Source organism: Myxococcus sp. CA051A, from assembly GCF_013336705.1.
Taxonomy (GTDB): domain Bacteria; phylum Myxococcota; class Myxococcia; order Myxococcales; family Myxococcaceae; genus Myxococcus; species Myxococcus llanfairpwllgwyngyllgogerychwyrndrobwllllantysiliogogogochensis.
The window spans coordinates 14,964-28,455 of record NZ_JABUMS010000032.1 but is presented as its reverse complement, the minus strand read 5'-3'; the positions used below and the strand labels follow the sequence as shown (position 1 = coordinate 28,455).

Sequence of the window (13,492 nt, the reverse complement as noted above, 5' to 3'; positions counted from 1 at the left end):
CTTGGGAAAACCCGGGGGGGGCACGGTGCGCCGTGCCCCCTTCCGGCGTCAGGACATCCCGGCGGAGGTGTTGAGCGAGGCCTCGGGGGCCTCGACCTTCTGGGGCCCCAGGGCGGAGCGCTGCAGCCAGCCCGCGAGCCCGAGCAGCACGAGTCCGGATGTCCGCAGCGTGCGCAGCAGCTCCGCGCCATGCGCCGCGTCGCCGGGGAGCAGCGGGGCCAGCCACACGCGCGCGTCGTACAGCAGCCACGTGGCGCCGGACAGGCCCATGGCCCACCACACCCAGGCGAGCCGTCCACCGCGCAGCATGTACGCGACGCTCAGGATGGGGGCGACCAGGAAGATGGTCGTCATGTCCGCCAGCGTCGACGCCAGGCTGATGACCGCCGAGGGCGCGGAGTTGACGCCGGAGGAGAGGTTGCGCACCTCCGTGACGAGCGAGGGGATGCCCACCGCCAGCGCGGCGATGGCCGTCACCGCCCACAGCGCCTTCGTGCGAGGGCTGGACGGAGGCTGGAGGCCCGACTGCCGGTAGGTCATCGCCAGGAGGACCAGCGCGTAGGTTGTGGCGATGTTGGCCAACACCACGGCGACCATGCGGTAGGGCAGCAGCGGCGAGGCCGTGAAGGCGACGTCCGGCACCGTGTGCAGCCAGTAGCTGCGCAGCGCCGCGCTGACCAGGGACAGGGCTGCCCCCGCCGTGAGTCCGCCCCACACCTTGCGCAGGTAGTCCCCGGAGACGAACGCGCTCGCCGCGGCGAACGTGCCGGCGACGGCGAGCAGTCCGCTCACCCAGCCCGCGACGTCATGCACCAACGCCAGCCGCTCGGGCGCCGCCGTCGCGACGGCGAAGAGGTGGGCGAACTGGAGCACCACCACGGCGCCGAACCACGGCGCGACGGAGGCGGAGCGACTGGAAGCGAAAGCGGGGCTCATCGCGCCTTCTCCAGCGAGGTGGCGATTTCCGCGAGGATGACCTTGGCGTGCAGCGCGCCAATGAAGGTGTTGAGCATCGGCTTGAGGCCTTCGAGCAGTTGCGGGAGTTCCTGGAGCGTGACCTGCTCCGGCGGGCGCTTCAGCGCGCGCAACGCCGCCGTGTGGATGGCCATCTTGGCGGTGAAGCCTCCGAGCAGGGGTTCGAGGTGACGCACGAGAATGTCGTGCCAGCCAGCGGGGGCGGTCTGGGAGGACGAGGTGATAATCGCGAACGCTCCTGGTGAGGACTTCCAGGGTAGAGCGAATCCCGAAGACATACGAGCGGCCCGTCCGCGCCTCCCGTCGATTGAGTCCAGCTGCACCTGGATTGCAGGGAGAGCCCGTCTTGAGAGCGACAACAGGTGTAGCGGGTGAGGACCGCGCGTGCTGAGCCCGGCCGCCGGATGCACGAGCAGGCATCCGGCGGTGGATGTGGGAGGGTTCAGGCCTTGATGTATCGCTCGAAGACGAAGCCGAAGTCCTTCACCCAGTACTTCTGCTGCGCTCCAGCGAGCCAGGCGAAGGCGGCCTGGTTGAGTTCCTTGAAGGACTCGACGATGGGCGTGGCGCCCGCCTGGCCGCGGCCGAGCGTGGTGGAGGCGACCTCCAGGCTCGTCTTCGCGTGGCTCAGGGAGACTTCGTTCTCGTGCATCAGCTCGGAGATGCGGAACAGGGCCTTGTAGAGGTCCTTCACCTGCTCCAGGTGCTTCTTGTGCACGTCGATGGAGAAGTCACGCGCGCCCAGGCGGAACTTGATTTCGACGTCCATGTCGATGTTTCCCGCCGTCTCGAGCATGACGTGGGAGACGGGGTTGGCGCTGTACGTGTAGCGGCGCAGCATGCGCTTCTTGCTCGCGGCGCTGGTGCCGTCGAGGTGGACGAGCGCCTTGTTGGTGAAACAGTACTCGTCGGACTTGGACTTGATGAGGAAGAAGATCTTCTCCTGGTCCTCGTGCATCACATAGTCGTCGGAGTCCACCTTGTCGTAGTCCGCCGAGGTGATGACGGAGCCGATGTCACTGAGGCCGAGCGCGTCTGCGGCGAGCTTCCCGAACATGTCAAATCTCCCTGTGTGTCAGCTGTATCGAGGTGGAACCGCGTGGGCCGTGTCGAGCCCCGCGCGAGCATAGGAGACGACCCCGTCACAGGTCGAAGCGAATGCCCTGCGCCAGGGGCAGCGCGTCGGAGTAGTTCAGCGTGTTGGTCTGCCGCCGCATGTACGCCTTCCACGCGTCGGAGCCGGACTCGCGGCCTCCGCCGGTGTCCTTTTCGCCTCCGAAGGCGCCGCCAATCTCCGCGCCGGAGGTGCCGATGTTGACGTTGGCGATGCCGCAGTCGGAGCCGGCGGCGGACAGGAACTTCTCCGCGCTCTGGAAGTCGCGGGTGAACACGGACGACGAGAGGCCCTGGGGCACGCCGTTCTGGAAGGTGATGGCCTCGTCCAGCGTCCGGAACGGCATGACGTAGAGGATGGGCGCGAAGGTCTCCGCCTGGACCCACGCATCCGTGGGCTGCACGCCGGTGATGAGCGTGGGCTGCACGAAGTGGCCGTCGCGCTCCAGCGCCTTGCCCCCGCTGACGATGCGGGCCCCGGCCGCGCGGGCCTGGGCGACGGTGGCCTCGAAGTGTTGCACGGCGGCCCGGTCGATGAGGGGACCCATCAGCGTGCCCGGCTCCAGCGGGTCGCCGATGCGCTTCTCCACCTGGGCGTAGGCGGCGGCGAGTCGGCCCACCACGTCGTCGAGGATGGACTCGTGGACGAAGAGCCTCCGGGTGGTGGTGCAGCGCTGGCCCGCGGTGCCCACCGCGCCGAAGACGATGGCGGGAATCGCCAGCTTCAGGTTCGCGGTGGCGTCCACGATGATGGCGTTGTTGCCACCCAGCTCCAGCAGGCTCCGCCCCAGTCGTTGCGCCACGCGCACGCCCACCTGCCGCCCGACGGCGGACGAGCCGGTGAAGCTCACCAGCGCCACGCGCGGGTCCTCCACCAGTCGCTCGGCGCGCTCGGTGCCCGAGGCGTTGAGCAGGAAGAAGACCTCCGGGAAGCCGCCGGCCTTCAGCGCGTCGTTGCAGATGCGCGTCGCCGCGATGGCCGTCAGTGGCGTCTTGGGCGAGGGCTTCCAGATGGACACGTCGCCGCACACGGCGGCGATGAACGCGTTCCAGGCCCAGACGGCCACGGGGAAGTTGAAGGCGCTGATGATGCCGACCAGGCCCAGGGGATGCCATTGCTCATACATCCGATGGCCCGGGCGCTCGGAGTGCATCGTCAGGCCATAGAGCATGCGCGACTGGCCTACCGCGAAGTCGGCGATGTCGATCATCTCCTGCACCTCGCCGTCGCCCTCGGCCTTCACCTTGCCCATCTCCAGCGCGACGAGCGAGCCGAGCGCGTCCTTGTTCCGGCGCAGGGCCTCGCCACACAGCCGGATGGCCTCACCCCGACGGGGAGCGGGCAGCGCGCGCCACGCCACGAAGGCCTGGGCGGCGGCGTGCATCAGCTTCTCGTGGTCCTCCGCGCTCGCGGACGACACGGTCGCCAGGCGCTGGCCATTGGAGGGATTGAAGACCTCCAGGGCCGGCTCGGAGGAGGAGCCGGTCCACTCGCCGTGACCGAGATAGCTGCCAGGGTTGTGCTCGGTCAGGCCGAGCGCGTCGAGGATGGGGTGGAGCATGGGCGTCTTCCTACAACGTCGGTGGCTTCCTGGCGACCGGCGGCGGAGGCGCGCGGCCCGGCTGCGTGAGGACCCAGTCGACGAAGGTCCGCGCCGCTGCCCGGAGCCGGCGGTGGGAGGGATACACCACGAAGTAGGAGTAGCGCGTGGGCAGCGAGGGACCGGGCAGTCGGACGAGGCTTCCGTTGGAGAGAAAGGGCTCGGAGACCTTGTCCCGCGCGAGCGCCGCGCCCAGCCCCCGCGCGGCGGCGAGCAGCGCGTTGGTGGTGTCGCTGAACGAGTAACGGACGTCGATGCGCGCGCCGTGCACCTCGGCGGCGCGGAACCAGTCCTGCCAGGACTGCCGCGCGTGGTCCCCGACGAGCGGCAGCTTCTGGATGTCCGCCGGGGCCGACACGTGCTCGACGCCGGGCAGGTCCGGGGAGGCCACTGGGAACATGGCGTCTGGCATCAGGTGGTGGGCCGTCATCCCCGGCCAATGACCCAGGCCATAGCGGATGCCCAGGTCGGGGCCTCCCTCGTCGAAGCTCGTCAGCGCCATCTCCGTGTCGATGCGCACCCGCACGTGCGGGTGGGCCGAGGTGAAGTCTGGCAGGCGCGGCAGCAGCCAGGTGTGGGCCAGCGAGAGCATGGTGGTGATGCGCACGCGGTGGCGCTCTTCCCGGGTGTCGCCCAGGTCTCGCATCACGTCGTCGATGTCCGCCAGCGCGCTCTGCGCGGCGTCGGAGAGCTGACGTCCCTCTATCGTCAAGGACACGCCGCGCGCATGCCGCTGGAAGAGGGTGACGCCGAGCAGTCCCTCCAGCTTGCGCACATGGTGGCTGACCGCGCTGGCCGTCAGGTGGAGCTCCTCCGCCGCATGGGCGAAGTTCTGGTGGCGCGCGGCCGCCTCGAAGGCGGCCAGGGCCGGCAGCCAGGCCGTGGGAAGGGGCATGCGAGCCTCAAATCACACTTGTGGCTGCCCTCAAAACCATGAGGTTGCAGGTAGAGGGGCGCGGGCGCAGAAAGAGGGTGACCGGAGCCAGATTCGCGCCTCGCCGTCACCCTCCTATGGAACGCCCCATGAATTCTTCCACGCTTGCCCGTCCCGCCGTTCCCGCCCTGTCCGGTGCCTGGCTCACCCCGTTGGAGCTGGGGTTGCTGGGGGCCATCTGGGGCTCCTCCTTCATGTTCATGCGCATCGCCGCGCCGGACTTCGGGGCGCTTCCGCTCGTCTCGGTGCGACTGGTGCTGGGGTCGCTGGTGCTGATGCCGTTCCTCGTGCGCCACCGGGCGGTCTTCACCCGCTCGCACTGGCCGAAGCTGGCGCTGGTGGGCGCGCTCAACGCGGCGGTGCCCTTCGCGCTCTTCGCCTGGGCCGCCCAGCGCGCGCCGGCGGGCATCAGCGCCATCGCCAACAGCATGACGGTGCTCTTCACCGCGCTGGTGGCCTTCCTCTTCTACGGCGAGCGCATCGGCGGGCGGCGGGCGGTGGCGCTCATCATGGGCTTCACCGGCGTGGTGGTGCTGGCCAGCGGGAAGATCGCCGGAGCCAGCCCGGGCCTCGCGGTGGCGGCGGGCGTGTCCGCGGCCTTCCTGTACGGCGTCGCGGCGAACCTGGTGCGCCGTCACCTCACGGGCCTGCCGGCGGGCGCTGTCGCGGCGGCCACGCTGGGCTTCGCGGCGCTCCTGACGTTGCCTTTCGCCGTGGCCTCCTGGCCCACCCAGCCCATCCGGGGCGTGTCCTGGCTGTCGGCGGTGACGCTCGGCGTGCTCTGCACGGGGATGGGTTATGCGCTGTACTACCGCCTCATCCAGCGCGTCGGCGCGCCTCGCGCCGTCACCGTCACGTACCTGCTGCCGCTGTTCGGCGTGGCCTGGGCGTGGCTGCTGCTGGACGAGCCGGTGACGCTCACCATGGTCGCCGCGGGCGCGCTCATCCTGGGCAGCGTCGCGCTGAGCCAGCGACAGTCTTCCTGACGGAAGCCCGCCGCCGGCCCGGCTGGCACTGGCTCAAGGACAGCCGGAGCTGACCTGGAGCGAGTCATAGGCCATCCACCCGTTGCGCTTGGTCCCGGTGGTGGCCGCGATGACATAGCCATACAGGAACTTCATCTCCCCGGACTGCTGGCGATAGCGGCCGGCGCTGTCCTGGACCCAGAGGGGGATGTCGATGGAGGGAATGCCAGACTCCGTGGGCACGTCCAGGCGCTGGAACTTCGTGCCCGCGGGGAAGTGGTCCACGGCCGGTCCGCCCAGCGCCATGCCCGGGACGTTGAAGATGAGGTTGACCGAGCGCAGACCGTTGGCGCGAACCAGCGGCAGGTAGTCCCCAGCGCGCTCGTGCGTTGCCTCGCTGTCGTAGACGACCTTCTTGAGCTCCAGCACCGGGTCATGCGAGTTGCGCACGGCGTAGCAGCCCAGCTTGTTCAGCCCCGCGCCGAGCGCCGAGACATGGCCGACCTTCTGCTCGAAGGACGTGCGCCCCAGGATGCTGGAGATGGGCAGCCACCCGGCGCTGGAGTTGGACGTGGAGACCGCGAACGCATACAGCTCTCCCGCGAACGTGCGCGTCTGCCCATAATTGAAGGCGGCGCTGGTGCGCGTGTTCGTCCCCACCACGGTGCCGTTGCCGTCCCGGATGGGGACCCCCGTCGAAAGCCCCCAGTTGTCGTCCGCCGGGTCATTGGTGGGGACGCGGTTGCCACCGTTCACCTGCAACTTGCAGTTGTAGGGGCTCACCAGGCAGTAGTCGCCGTTCACCCCGGCGAAGGCCGCCTGCTCCCGCGTCGACAGGTCTCCCTCCGCCTCGATGCCCTCCGCGGGGGATGCGCCTCCGCAGGCGGTGGTCGTCGACAGGAGGAAGGTCAGACTCGTCAAAAGCAGTTTTCGCATATTTACAGGAACTAGTTGAAATACCTTGTCGTCGTCAATGCGCGCTTCGTCGAGCACAGGCAGTGCGTGTGGCGGCGCGGAGAAGTCAGACAGTGGACAGGCCCCGAGGTGTTTCGACGGCCCGGGACTCGACACGGCTCGTTGTGAGGGATTGCGGCGAGAGCGCCGTGCGTCGGCCTGTCATTGGCCCGGCGTTGGCGACTCCCACGGAGTCCACCTGGGGTCTGGGGCTTGGGGGTAGTCTGCGCGGCGCGATGGCCCGCCCCACTGACGTCTCCGTTCCCCCGCGCCGCTTCCATGACGAGCCGCTCGTCCTCATCCTCCGCCACCTGAAGGCGACGCTCGACGGAGCAGGCGCGGTGCGCATCGAGGTGCCGGACCCGGACCTGGGCCGGGGCTGCTATCCGGGAGAGCGGGTGGGGCCGGGGGGCGGGCTGGTGCATCGGCCGCTGCGGAGCTGGTGTGATTTGGCGGAGGGACTGGCCTGCCGCCTGCTCACGCCGCGCGGCGTGGACGACACGCACGTCTCGCTCACCTTCGAGCCCCTGGGCCCCGAGGCGCCCTGGCACGCGGGCGGCTCGGGGCCGGACGACGCGACGTCGCCCCAGGAGCGTTACGGCGCGGACTCCGCCTTCTCCCGCGTGCGCAAGCTGGAGGACGCGGGCTTCCTGTGTCCCTGGCTGGAGGCGCTCGGCCGGGTTCACCTGCCCGAAGGGGCACGGGTGCTAGACCTGGGCGTCAATCGGGGAGACGAGCTCGCCGCCTTCGCCTGGCTGGAGGGCGCGCCGGACGTCACCTTCGTGGGTGTGGACCACAGCGCCAGTGCGCTCGCGGAGGCGCGGGCCCGCTTTCCAGACGCGCGTCACTCCTTCCTTGTCGCCGACCTCAACGCCCTGCCGGAAGGGCTGGGCCGCTTCCACCTCGTGGTCTCCGTGGGCACGCTGCAGAGCCCCGGCGTGGATGACCACGCGCTCCTGCGCACGCTGGTGCAGGAGCACCTGGAGCCCGAGGCCACGCTCGTGCTCGGCTTTCCCAACTCCCGCTTCCGCGATGGCGAGGTCGTCTACGGCGCCCGGGTGCGAAACCTGCGCGAGCCCGACCTCTCCCTGCTCGTGAAGGACCTGTCCTTCTACCGCCGCTACCTGCACCAGCACGGCTTCCGCACGTTCCTTGGTGGCAAGTATGACCTGCTGCTCACGGCGGTGCGCGGCCCGGGTCAGTCCTCGGCCTGAACGTCCTCGGGCTTGACGCCCCAGTCCGCCAGCACCTGCGCTTCGTCCTCTTCGCTCTTCGTCTTCTTGAAGCGGGCATCGGACACGCCCTTCACCCGTCGCTCGCACGCGGCCCACGTCGAGTGGCGCTTCACGCTGCGGCCCACCTGGCTCAGGTAGGAGTGCGCCTTGGTCTTTCCCTTCTCCTCGCGGGGCTTCTCTGGAGGCAGGGACGTGTCCTCGGGCACGTCGTACACGTCCACGTCGTAGCCCACGAGCGAGCCGGTGTAGAGCCGCATGCCCTTGCCGCGTGAGAACGAGACGGCGATGGCGTCCACCCGCTCGTTGCCCGGCACGCCCACGTGCCCGCGGACGTAGTGCCACTCCACGGCGGCGGCCTCGCCCGAATGCGTCTGCTTGCGCTGGGCCAGGAGCGCCATCAACCGCTTCCAGTAGAGCGTGTTGGCCACCTCCTTGCCGTCGGCCGTCTTCCAGCCGCGCTTGCTCCAGCCGAACGCCCAGCGGGTGGCGCCCTGAATCACATAGGTGGAGTCCGTGTGGATGTGCAGCGGCCCCGGCGTCGCCTCCAGGTGGCGCAGCGCCTTGCCCACCGCCGTCAGCTCCATCCGGTTGTTGGTCGTCTCCGGCTCGTGGCCGCCCAGCTCCGTCACCTGCCCGTCGGGCGTGGCGATGAGGGTGCCCCAGCCTCCCGGGCCGGGGTTGCCGGAGCAGGCTCCGTCGGCGAAGACGAACGTGGCGTGGCTCTTCATGCCGCAACCCTAGGCGGCCCCGGGTTCGCCCTGCCAGGAAGACTCGCGCCGCGGGCGTCCTCGGGCTGACACGGAAGTCGTGATTCCATGCACAGCCGGAAGACTCCCTCCCTGGAGCTTCCTTCTGGTACGTGGCTTGCTCTCGGCCTCCCACGCTCGGGCCCATGGGTCGCGGGTGTCCGAGGGAAAGCCAGTCATCGACATGCAGACCGAGCATCCCGCCGCTCCACGCCCCCTGAGTTCCTCCTGGCTCCATCCCTCGCGTGCCCGCGCCTGGGCCGCGCGCGTGGCCCTGCTGGTGGCGAGCGTCGCCTCGGTGGCCACCTCCATGTCGGGCCCGCCTCCGGTCATCGTCGAGTCCGAGCCGGGGGTGCTGTCGCTGTCGCCGACGTCTCCCACCGCCCGCGTGGCCCTGCCGGTGAGGATGTTCGTCCCCAATGGCTCCAAGCAGACGGTCTGGGCGACGATGCGCGCGCCGCTCTTCGTGAAGTGGACGCCGGATGCGCCGGGCGACGAGGCGCAACCCATCGTCAAGGCAAAGCTGGTCTTCGGTCCTCGCCCGGTCAAGGAGAGCTCCTCCGCGCCCGTGACGGCGGGAGACGCCGGCGCGGTGCGCTTCGAGGCCTTGTCGGATGGCGATGTCTGCCAGCTCGAGCAGCCGTGTGAGTGGGAAGCGGCGCTCGAGCTGTCGCTTCAGGACGCGACCCTCCAGGGCACCGTGGACGTGGAGTGGCGCATGGTGGTGGAGGTGGGCATCGACGACACGGAGGACTCGGCGCCGGATGGGTTCGAGGTCCTGGTGGGGCCTCGCTGAGACGTGCGTGCCTCCGTCCCCACGGCCCAGGTGAACCCCACGCCGGGCGACACGCTCCTGCACCCGCTCGTGTTCGGCGCGGTGCTGGTGCTCGTGCTCAATGACCATGTGTTGAAGGCCCGCTGGCCGTCGTGGTGGACGGGGAAGCTGTCGGACGTCGCGGGGCTGGCCATGTTCCCGCTCCTGCTTCAGGGGCTCTGGGAGCAGTCGTGCGAGCGCGGGGCCCGCGCCTTCCAGCCCTCTCGCGCGGTGCTGACCACGTGCCTGGTGCTGACGGCGCTGGTCTTCACCGCCATCAAGGTGTTCGAGCCCGCCGGTGACTGCTGGCGCTGGGGGCTTGGCACCTTGCAGTGGCCCGTGCGCGCCGCGTGGGCGTGGCTGTCGGGGCGCTCGATTCCAGGCGTGGCGCCGGTGGCCCATACGATGGATGTCACGGACCTGCTGGCGCTGCCCGCGCTGGCGGTCTCGCTGTGGCTGGGGTCGCGGCGCGTGAATCACACGCGCTGAGCGCGGCTCGTCTCAGGGATGCGGGCACGACGGGCATGACGCTCGTCACCCGCGAACGCACGGCTTCGCTTCAGGAGCCGTCTCCCCGAGGGAGCAGTCGTGAACGAGAACCTCTTCAGTCAGTCGTACAACCAAATCATCAACGGTGCGCTGGGCGGCGACGCGCCGAACTTCCAGATGCTCGGGACGCCCATGGCGTTCAACTGGGCGCCGGCGCCCCAGGGTGAGCTCAACTCGCACGCGTACCAGGTCATCAGCGGCATGCCGCGGTGGTCCCCGCTCGGCGCGTACAGCACCCTGGACGCCTCCTTCGCGGACTCCTACCGGCAGGCGCTCCACCACATCTCCTTCAAGGTCAGCCCGGAGCGCCAGAAGGACCTGAACGCGCTGCGCATCCAGGTCACCCTGCGCGAGAACGAGATGTCGCAGGCCATCACCAACCTGAACCAGGCGTACCTGAGCCAGCGGCAGAACGGTGGCGCCTACTTCGAGCGCAAGTACCCGGACGTGGATACCTGGGTGGACCTGGGGCCGGGGAAGACCTACGCGCAGATCTGCGACAACGCGAACCTGGCCTTCCGGCGCGCGTCCCAGTTGGTGTTCGAGCTGGAGATGGCGGGCATGCCCGCGTCGCTCCAGTCGTCCATCGACGCCATCAAGCTGCCCTCCGGGAGCCCGGGCAGCGGGCCGGCTCCGCGCGGCTGGACGAAGGTGCAGGACGGCTCGGGCGTGCTGCGCTATCAGCCCGACTACATCGTCGGGACGGATGGCGACACGTGGCGCGAGGAGCTCAAGAAGGGCTCCATCGGCTCCTTCTCCGTGACGCTCAAGGCGTCGGACCAGACGGTGGACTACTCGCGCAGTTGGGCCCAGGCCACCGCCAGCTACGACAAGCCCTTCTGGGGTGTGTCGGCCAGCGGCAGCTGGGAGAAGATGGACCTCACCGCGACGGACAAGAACGTCACGGCCACCATCGCCGTCAAGTCGTCCACCATCGTCCCCGTCACGCCGGGTGCCTGGTACGACGGCGGCTTCATGGCGGACGTCGCGCGCGGCAAGGGCGGCGGCTACGAAATCCTCAACCCCTGGGTGGCGAAGGGCGGAGAGGGCAGCTCGTCGCTGTTCGGCCAGCATGGCCTCCTGGCCTCGCGCATCAGCGGGCTCGTGGTGGCGTACCAGCCGCGCTTCTCCATCGAGATGAGCGAGGCGACGTACGAGCGGCACTACGAGAAGTTCGAGGCGAGCCTTTCGCTGCGAATCGGACCCTTCTCCTTCGGTGGCAGCGGCGGGCACGAGAGCAACTACGAGCACAGCACCGATGGCAAGACGACCTTCGAGGGCGGCTCCACCTCCGAGGACCCCATCATCATCGGCGTGCTGGTGTCCTTCCCTGGCCTCAACCAGGCGTAGTCGCGCCCCCGTCCCGTTCCTCGTTCATTCACGCATTCATTCCGGCCCTCTCCGCTCCTGGTGGAGGGGGCCGTTTTCTTTCCGGGTGATTTCCATGAAGACGACTGTCGAAGATGCCTTGCGCGCGGAGCTCCGTCAGGTGCTGGCCGAGCAGACCGCGAACCCCGAGTCCTCCCTTGCGTCAGCCAACGTCGGGGCCTCGCCCCTGCAATGGCTGGAGCCCGCGCTGCGCTGGGACTGGGTGCCCACGGTGGACGGGACGATGGGGGACGTGGCCCACCACTTCTATGACGGGGTGCCCGCGTCCATCGAGGATGGCGCCCCGTTCGTCTCCACGAGCGCGAGCTTCAGTGGCCGCTACCTCACCTTCCTTCGCGTGCTGTCGCCGTCCTTCGAGCCGGTGGAGGAGCTGAAGGAGTCCCTGGAGCGCGCGACGCCGCCCTCCACGCCGCCGGCCAGCTCCAGCAATCCTCCTGGTTGGACGAAGGTCCAGAACAAGGCGAGCCTCCTCCAGTGGGGCGCCGACTACACGCCGGCGAAGTCGCCCTATGAATGGCTGGCGGGCATGGCCGCGCGGGGGCTCACCACGGGGCCCGTCCGCGTCGATGTCCAGGCCTCGACGCGGGAGGGTCGCATGGATGCGCAACCCTCGTTGCTCAAGGTCCGCGCGAAGCAGGGGACGCTGAAGCCGTTGGAGCTGAAGGACGGAGAGCTCCTGTCCCTGACGGTGTCCATGGAGGGGCTGGGCCGGGTGCCGCTCTACACGGGACACTGGTTCAACGGCTCCATGCCCATCCTCGGGCGCAAGGGCCCCTTCAAGGGCGGCTACACGCCGGAGCAGGTCTTCGGCGCCAAGGGCCTGTTGAGCGGCCGCGTGGCGGAGATGATGGTCGCCTATCAGCCGAGCTTCGAGCTGACGGTGGCGTCCTCCTTCTTCGAGCGCCACGCGGAGGACCTGGCCTCGGCCGAGGAAGTCCAGGTCGCGGGCTTCTCGTTCCGTGGCACCCGCGAGGCGCCAGGTCCGGTGCGGGTGTCGCCGGGCTTCGCTGGAGGGAGCGTGGGCCTCTCGGGCGCCTCGGCGTCGTTCGAGCCGCCGTTCATCGTCGCCGTGCTCCTGGAGACCTTCGACTGAAGGCGCGTCGGAATCACACCCGCGTGGCGCCGCCGTCTTCCGGGTACCACGCGGGGGCCTTCCCCTCGCTCAACGAGGAGACGGCGCATGCGTTATTCCAACGTGCAGTTCATCGCCTGGTGCATCCACACCGGGCCCCGGAAGCTGGGTGATGGCGTGGAGGAGTACGCGGGGCTCTCCACCGAGAGCGCCGATATCGCGGCCCGCGTCGAGCTGGTGGCCCGCGCGCTCGACGCGGCCCGCGACTGTCCGGAGACGACGCGCGACGACCCGGAGACGCTGAAGGTGTTCATGCTGCCCGAGTTCTTCTTCCGAGGGAGCACGGGCGCCTATTCGATGGACGGCGTGCAGGCGCTGGTGGCCGCGCTCCAGTCGCGTGTGAAGGACGAGGCGCGCTGGGCGCATTGGCTCTTCGTCTTCGGCAGCACCGTGGGCAAGTCGTTCCAGACGCGGCCCGCGAGCTTCTTCGAGCGCCTCTTCGGACCGAAGTACGTCATCGACACGTCCAAGCCCATCGAGGCGTACAACTACGTGCTGGTGCAGAAGGGCGGCTTCACGTACGCCTCCGCGGGCCCCGAGTTCGCGGAGGCCGTCCTGAAGAGGCGCCAGTCGGGGATGGACTTCATCCCGGTGTCGGGTGGCGGGGGCGGCATCGCCGGAGCGCGAGTCCACTACCTGCCTCCCACGCGGGAGTACGGCACGACGTCCGAGGTGCAGGTGGCCAGCTACGACGGCAACTCCGTGTTCGTCCGCGACCAGCTGACGCTCGGCGTGGAAATCTGCCTGGACCACGCCGCGCAGCGGCTGAAGAAGGCCTCGGGCCTTCCTCCCATCGACCTCCAGCTCGTGCCGTCGTGCGGGATGACGTTGAAGGCCGACTCCCTCGTCGCGCGGAGCGGAGGCTATGCCTTCAACTGCGATGGCTACGCGAACTACGACACCGGCGTGCTGGGAGCGAACAGCCAGGTGCAGGGCGTGGACTCCGGTGACGTCGCCGTGGTGGCGAAGGCCTCGCTGGACGTCACCGGCGTGAATGTCGCCGCGCTCTTCGCGCGTGGAGCTGGCGAGGTGCGCGTGTATCCGGCCCTCCCGCTTCAGAAGGACTGAGGCTCGGCCCTCCGCGG

Annotated in this window: 14 protein-coding genes; 7 read left to right on the top strand and 7 right to left on the bottom strand. The window is 69.4% G+C overall.

Going from position 1 to position 13,492, the window contains the following annotated elements:
• Window positions 1-48: 48 nt before the first annotated feature.
• The 5 genes from HUA74_RS43250 to HUA74_RS43230 form a co-directional block, all read right to left on the bottom strand.
• Window positions 49-936: a hypothetical protein gene (locus tag HUA74_RS43250; RefSeq protein WP_174459253.1), complete on the bottom strand. Its 888-nt coding sequence runs from the start codon at window positions 934-936 to the stop codon at window positions 49-51.
• Window positions 933-1,151: a hypothetical protein gene (locus HUA74_RS43245; RefSeq protein WP_141644684.1), complete on the bottom strand. Its 219-nt coding sequence runs from the start codon at window positions 1,149-1,151 to the stop codon at window positions 933-935. The genes HUA74_RS43250 and HUA74_RS43245 overlap by 4 nt, the downstream gene beginning before the upstream one ends.
• 266 nt (window positions 1,152-1,417) lie before the next feature.
• The gene (locus HUA74_RS43240) at window positions 1,418-2,032 is read right to left on the bottom strand and encodes a PH domain-containing protein (RefSeq protein WP_141644685.1); all 615 of its coding nucleotides are present in this window, start codon (window positions 2,030-2,032) and stop codon (window positions 1,418-1,420) included.
• A gap of 85 nt (window positions 2,033-2,117) precedes the next feature.
• On the bottom strand, window positions 2,118-3,650 hold the full coding sequence (locus tag HUA74_RS43235; protein ID WP_174459252.1) for an aldehyde dehydrogenase family protein: 1,533 nt from the start codon (window positions 3,648-3,650) through the stop codon (window positions 2,118-2,120).
• 10 nt (window positions 3,651-3,660) lie between these two features.
• Window positions 3,661-4,584 (bottom strand): LysR substrate-binding domain-containing protein, encoded by a 924-nt coding sequence (locus HUA74_RS43230; protein ID WP_174459251.1) that lies wholly within the window; start codon window positions 4,582-4,584, stop codon window positions 3,661-3,663.
• A 128-nt stretch (window positions 4,585-4,712) separates the two neighbouring features.
• On the opposite strand from HUA74_RS43230, the gene HUA74_RS43225 reads away from it, so the two are divergent.
• Window positions 4,713-5,609: a DMT family transporter gene (locus HUA74_RS43225; RefSeq protein ID WP_174459250.1), complete on the top strand. Its 897-nt coding sequence runs from the start codon at window positions 4,713-4,715 to the stop codon at window positions 5,607-5,609.
• Between the two features lie 33 nt (window positions 5,610-5,642).
• On the opposite strand, the gene HUA74_RS43220 is transcribed toward HUA74_RS43225, so the two are convergent.
• Complete coding sequence (locus tag HUA74_RS43220) at window positions 5,643-6,524, bottom strand: hypothetical protein (RefSeq protein ID WP_141644689.1); 882 nt, start codon at window positions 6,522-6,524, stop codon at window positions 5,643-5,645.
• 254 nt (window positions 6,525-6,778) lie between these two features.
• Here HUA74_RS43220 and HUA74_RS43215 point away from each other — a divergent pair, with 254 nt between their 5' ends.
• Complete coding sequence (locus HUA74_RS43215) at window positions 6,779-7,756, top strand: bifunctional 2-polyprenyl-6-hydroxyphenol methylase/3-demethylubiquinol 3-O-methyltransferase UbiG (RefSeq protein WP_174459249.1); 978 nt, start codon at window positions 6,779-6,781, stop codon at window positions 7,754-7,756.
• On the opposite strand, the gene HUA74_RS43210 is transcribed toward HUA74_RS43215, so the two are convergent.
• A complete protein-coding gene (locus HUA74_RS43210) occupies window positions 7,741-8,505 on the bottom strand; it encodes an RNase H family protein (protein ID WP_141645216.1) in 765 nt (254 codons plus the stop codon). The two genes, HUA74_RS43215 and HUA74_RS43210, sit on opposite strands and share 16 nt — an antisense overlap.
• 202 nt (window positions 8,506-8,707) lie before the next feature.
• On the opposite strand from HUA74_RS43210, the gene HUA74_RS43205 reads away from it, so the two are divergent.
• The 5 genes from HUA74_RS43205 (at window position 8,708) to HUA74_RS43185 (ending at window position 13,475) form a co-directional block, all read left to right on the top strand.
• The gene (locus HUA74_RS43205; RefSeq protein ID WP_174459248.1) at window positions 8,708-9,319 is read left to right on the top strand and encodes a hypothetical protein; all 612 of its coding nucleotides are present in this window, start codon (window positions 8,708-8,710) and stop codon (window positions 9,317-9,319) included.
• Window positions 9,320-9,322: 3 nt separating this feature from the next.
• Window positions 9,323-9,826, top strand: a complete 504-nt coding sequence (locus tag HUA74_RS43200) for a hypothetical protein (RefSeq protein WP_371817403.1) — start codon at window positions 9,323-9,325, stop codon at window positions 9,824-9,826.
• A gap of 99 nt (window positions 9,827-9,925) precedes the next feature.
• Window positions 9,926-11,236, top strand: a complete 1,311-nt coding sequence (locus HUA74_RS43195; RefSeq protein ID WP_174459247.1) for a hypothetical protein — start codon at window positions 9,926-9,928, stop codon at window positions 11,234-11,236.
• Between the two features lie 94 nt (window positions 11,237-11,330).
• Window positions 11,331-12,368, top strand: coding sequence for a hypothetical protein (locus HUA74_RS43190; protein ID WP_174459246.1), 1,038 nt, complete (start codon window positions 11,331-11,333; stop codon window positions 12,366-12,368).
• Between the two features lie 87 nt (window positions 12,369-12,455).
• On the top strand, window positions 12,456-13,475 hold the full coding sequence (locus HUA74_RS43185; RefSeq protein WP_174459245.1) for a hypothetical protein: 1,020 nt from the start codon (window positions 12,456-12,458) through the stop codon (window positions 13,473-13,475).
• The last annotated feature ends 17 nt before the right edge of the window (window positions 13,476-13,492 follow it).

Coding starts and splice junctions, on each gene's coding strand:
- HUA74_RS43205 (WP_174459248.1), top strand. CDS start 8,708: ATGCAGACCGAGCATCCCGCCGCTCCACGCCCCCTGAGTTCCTCCTGG.
- HUA74_RS43225 (WP_174459250.1), top strand. CDS start 4,713: ATGAATTCTTCCACGCTTGCCCGTCCCGCCGTTCCCGCCCTGTCCGGT.
- HUA74_RS43240 (WP_141644685.1), bottom strand. CDS start 2,032: ATGTTCGGGAAGCTCGCCGCAGACGCGCTCGGCCTCAGTGACATCGGC.
- HUA74_RS43250 (WP_174459253.1), bottom strand. CDS start 936: ATGAGCCCCGCTTTCGCTTCCAGTCGCTCCGCCTCCGTCGCGCCGTGG.
- HUA74_RS43230 (WP_174459251.1), bottom strand. CDS start 4,584: ATGCCCCTTCCCACGGCCTGGCTGCCGGCCCTGGCCGCCTTCGAGGCG.
- HUA74_RS43210 (WP_141645216.1), bottom strand. CDS start 8,505: ATGAAGAGCCACGCCACGTTCGTCTTCGCCGACGGAGCCTGCTCCGGC.
- HUA74_RS43220 (WP_141644689.1), bottom strand. CDS start 6,524: ATGCGAAAACTGCTTTTGACGAGTCTGACCTTCCTCCTGTCGACGACC.
- HUA74_RS43235 (WP_174459252.1), bottom strand. CDS start 3,650: ATGCTCCACCCCATCCTCGACGCGCTCGGCCTGACCGAGCACAACCCT.
- HUA74_RS43215 (WP_174459249.1), top strand. CDS start 6,779: ATGGCCCGCCCCACTGACGTCTCCGTTCCCCCGCGCCGCTTCCATGAC.
- HUA74_RS43190 (WP_174459246.1), top strand. CDS start 11,331: ATGAAGACGACTGTCGAAGATGCCTTGCGCGCGGAGCTCCGTCAGGTG.
- HUA74_RS43185 (WP_174459245.1), top strand. CDS start 12,456: ATGCGTTATTCCAACGTGCAGTTCATCGCCTGGTGCATCCACACCGGG.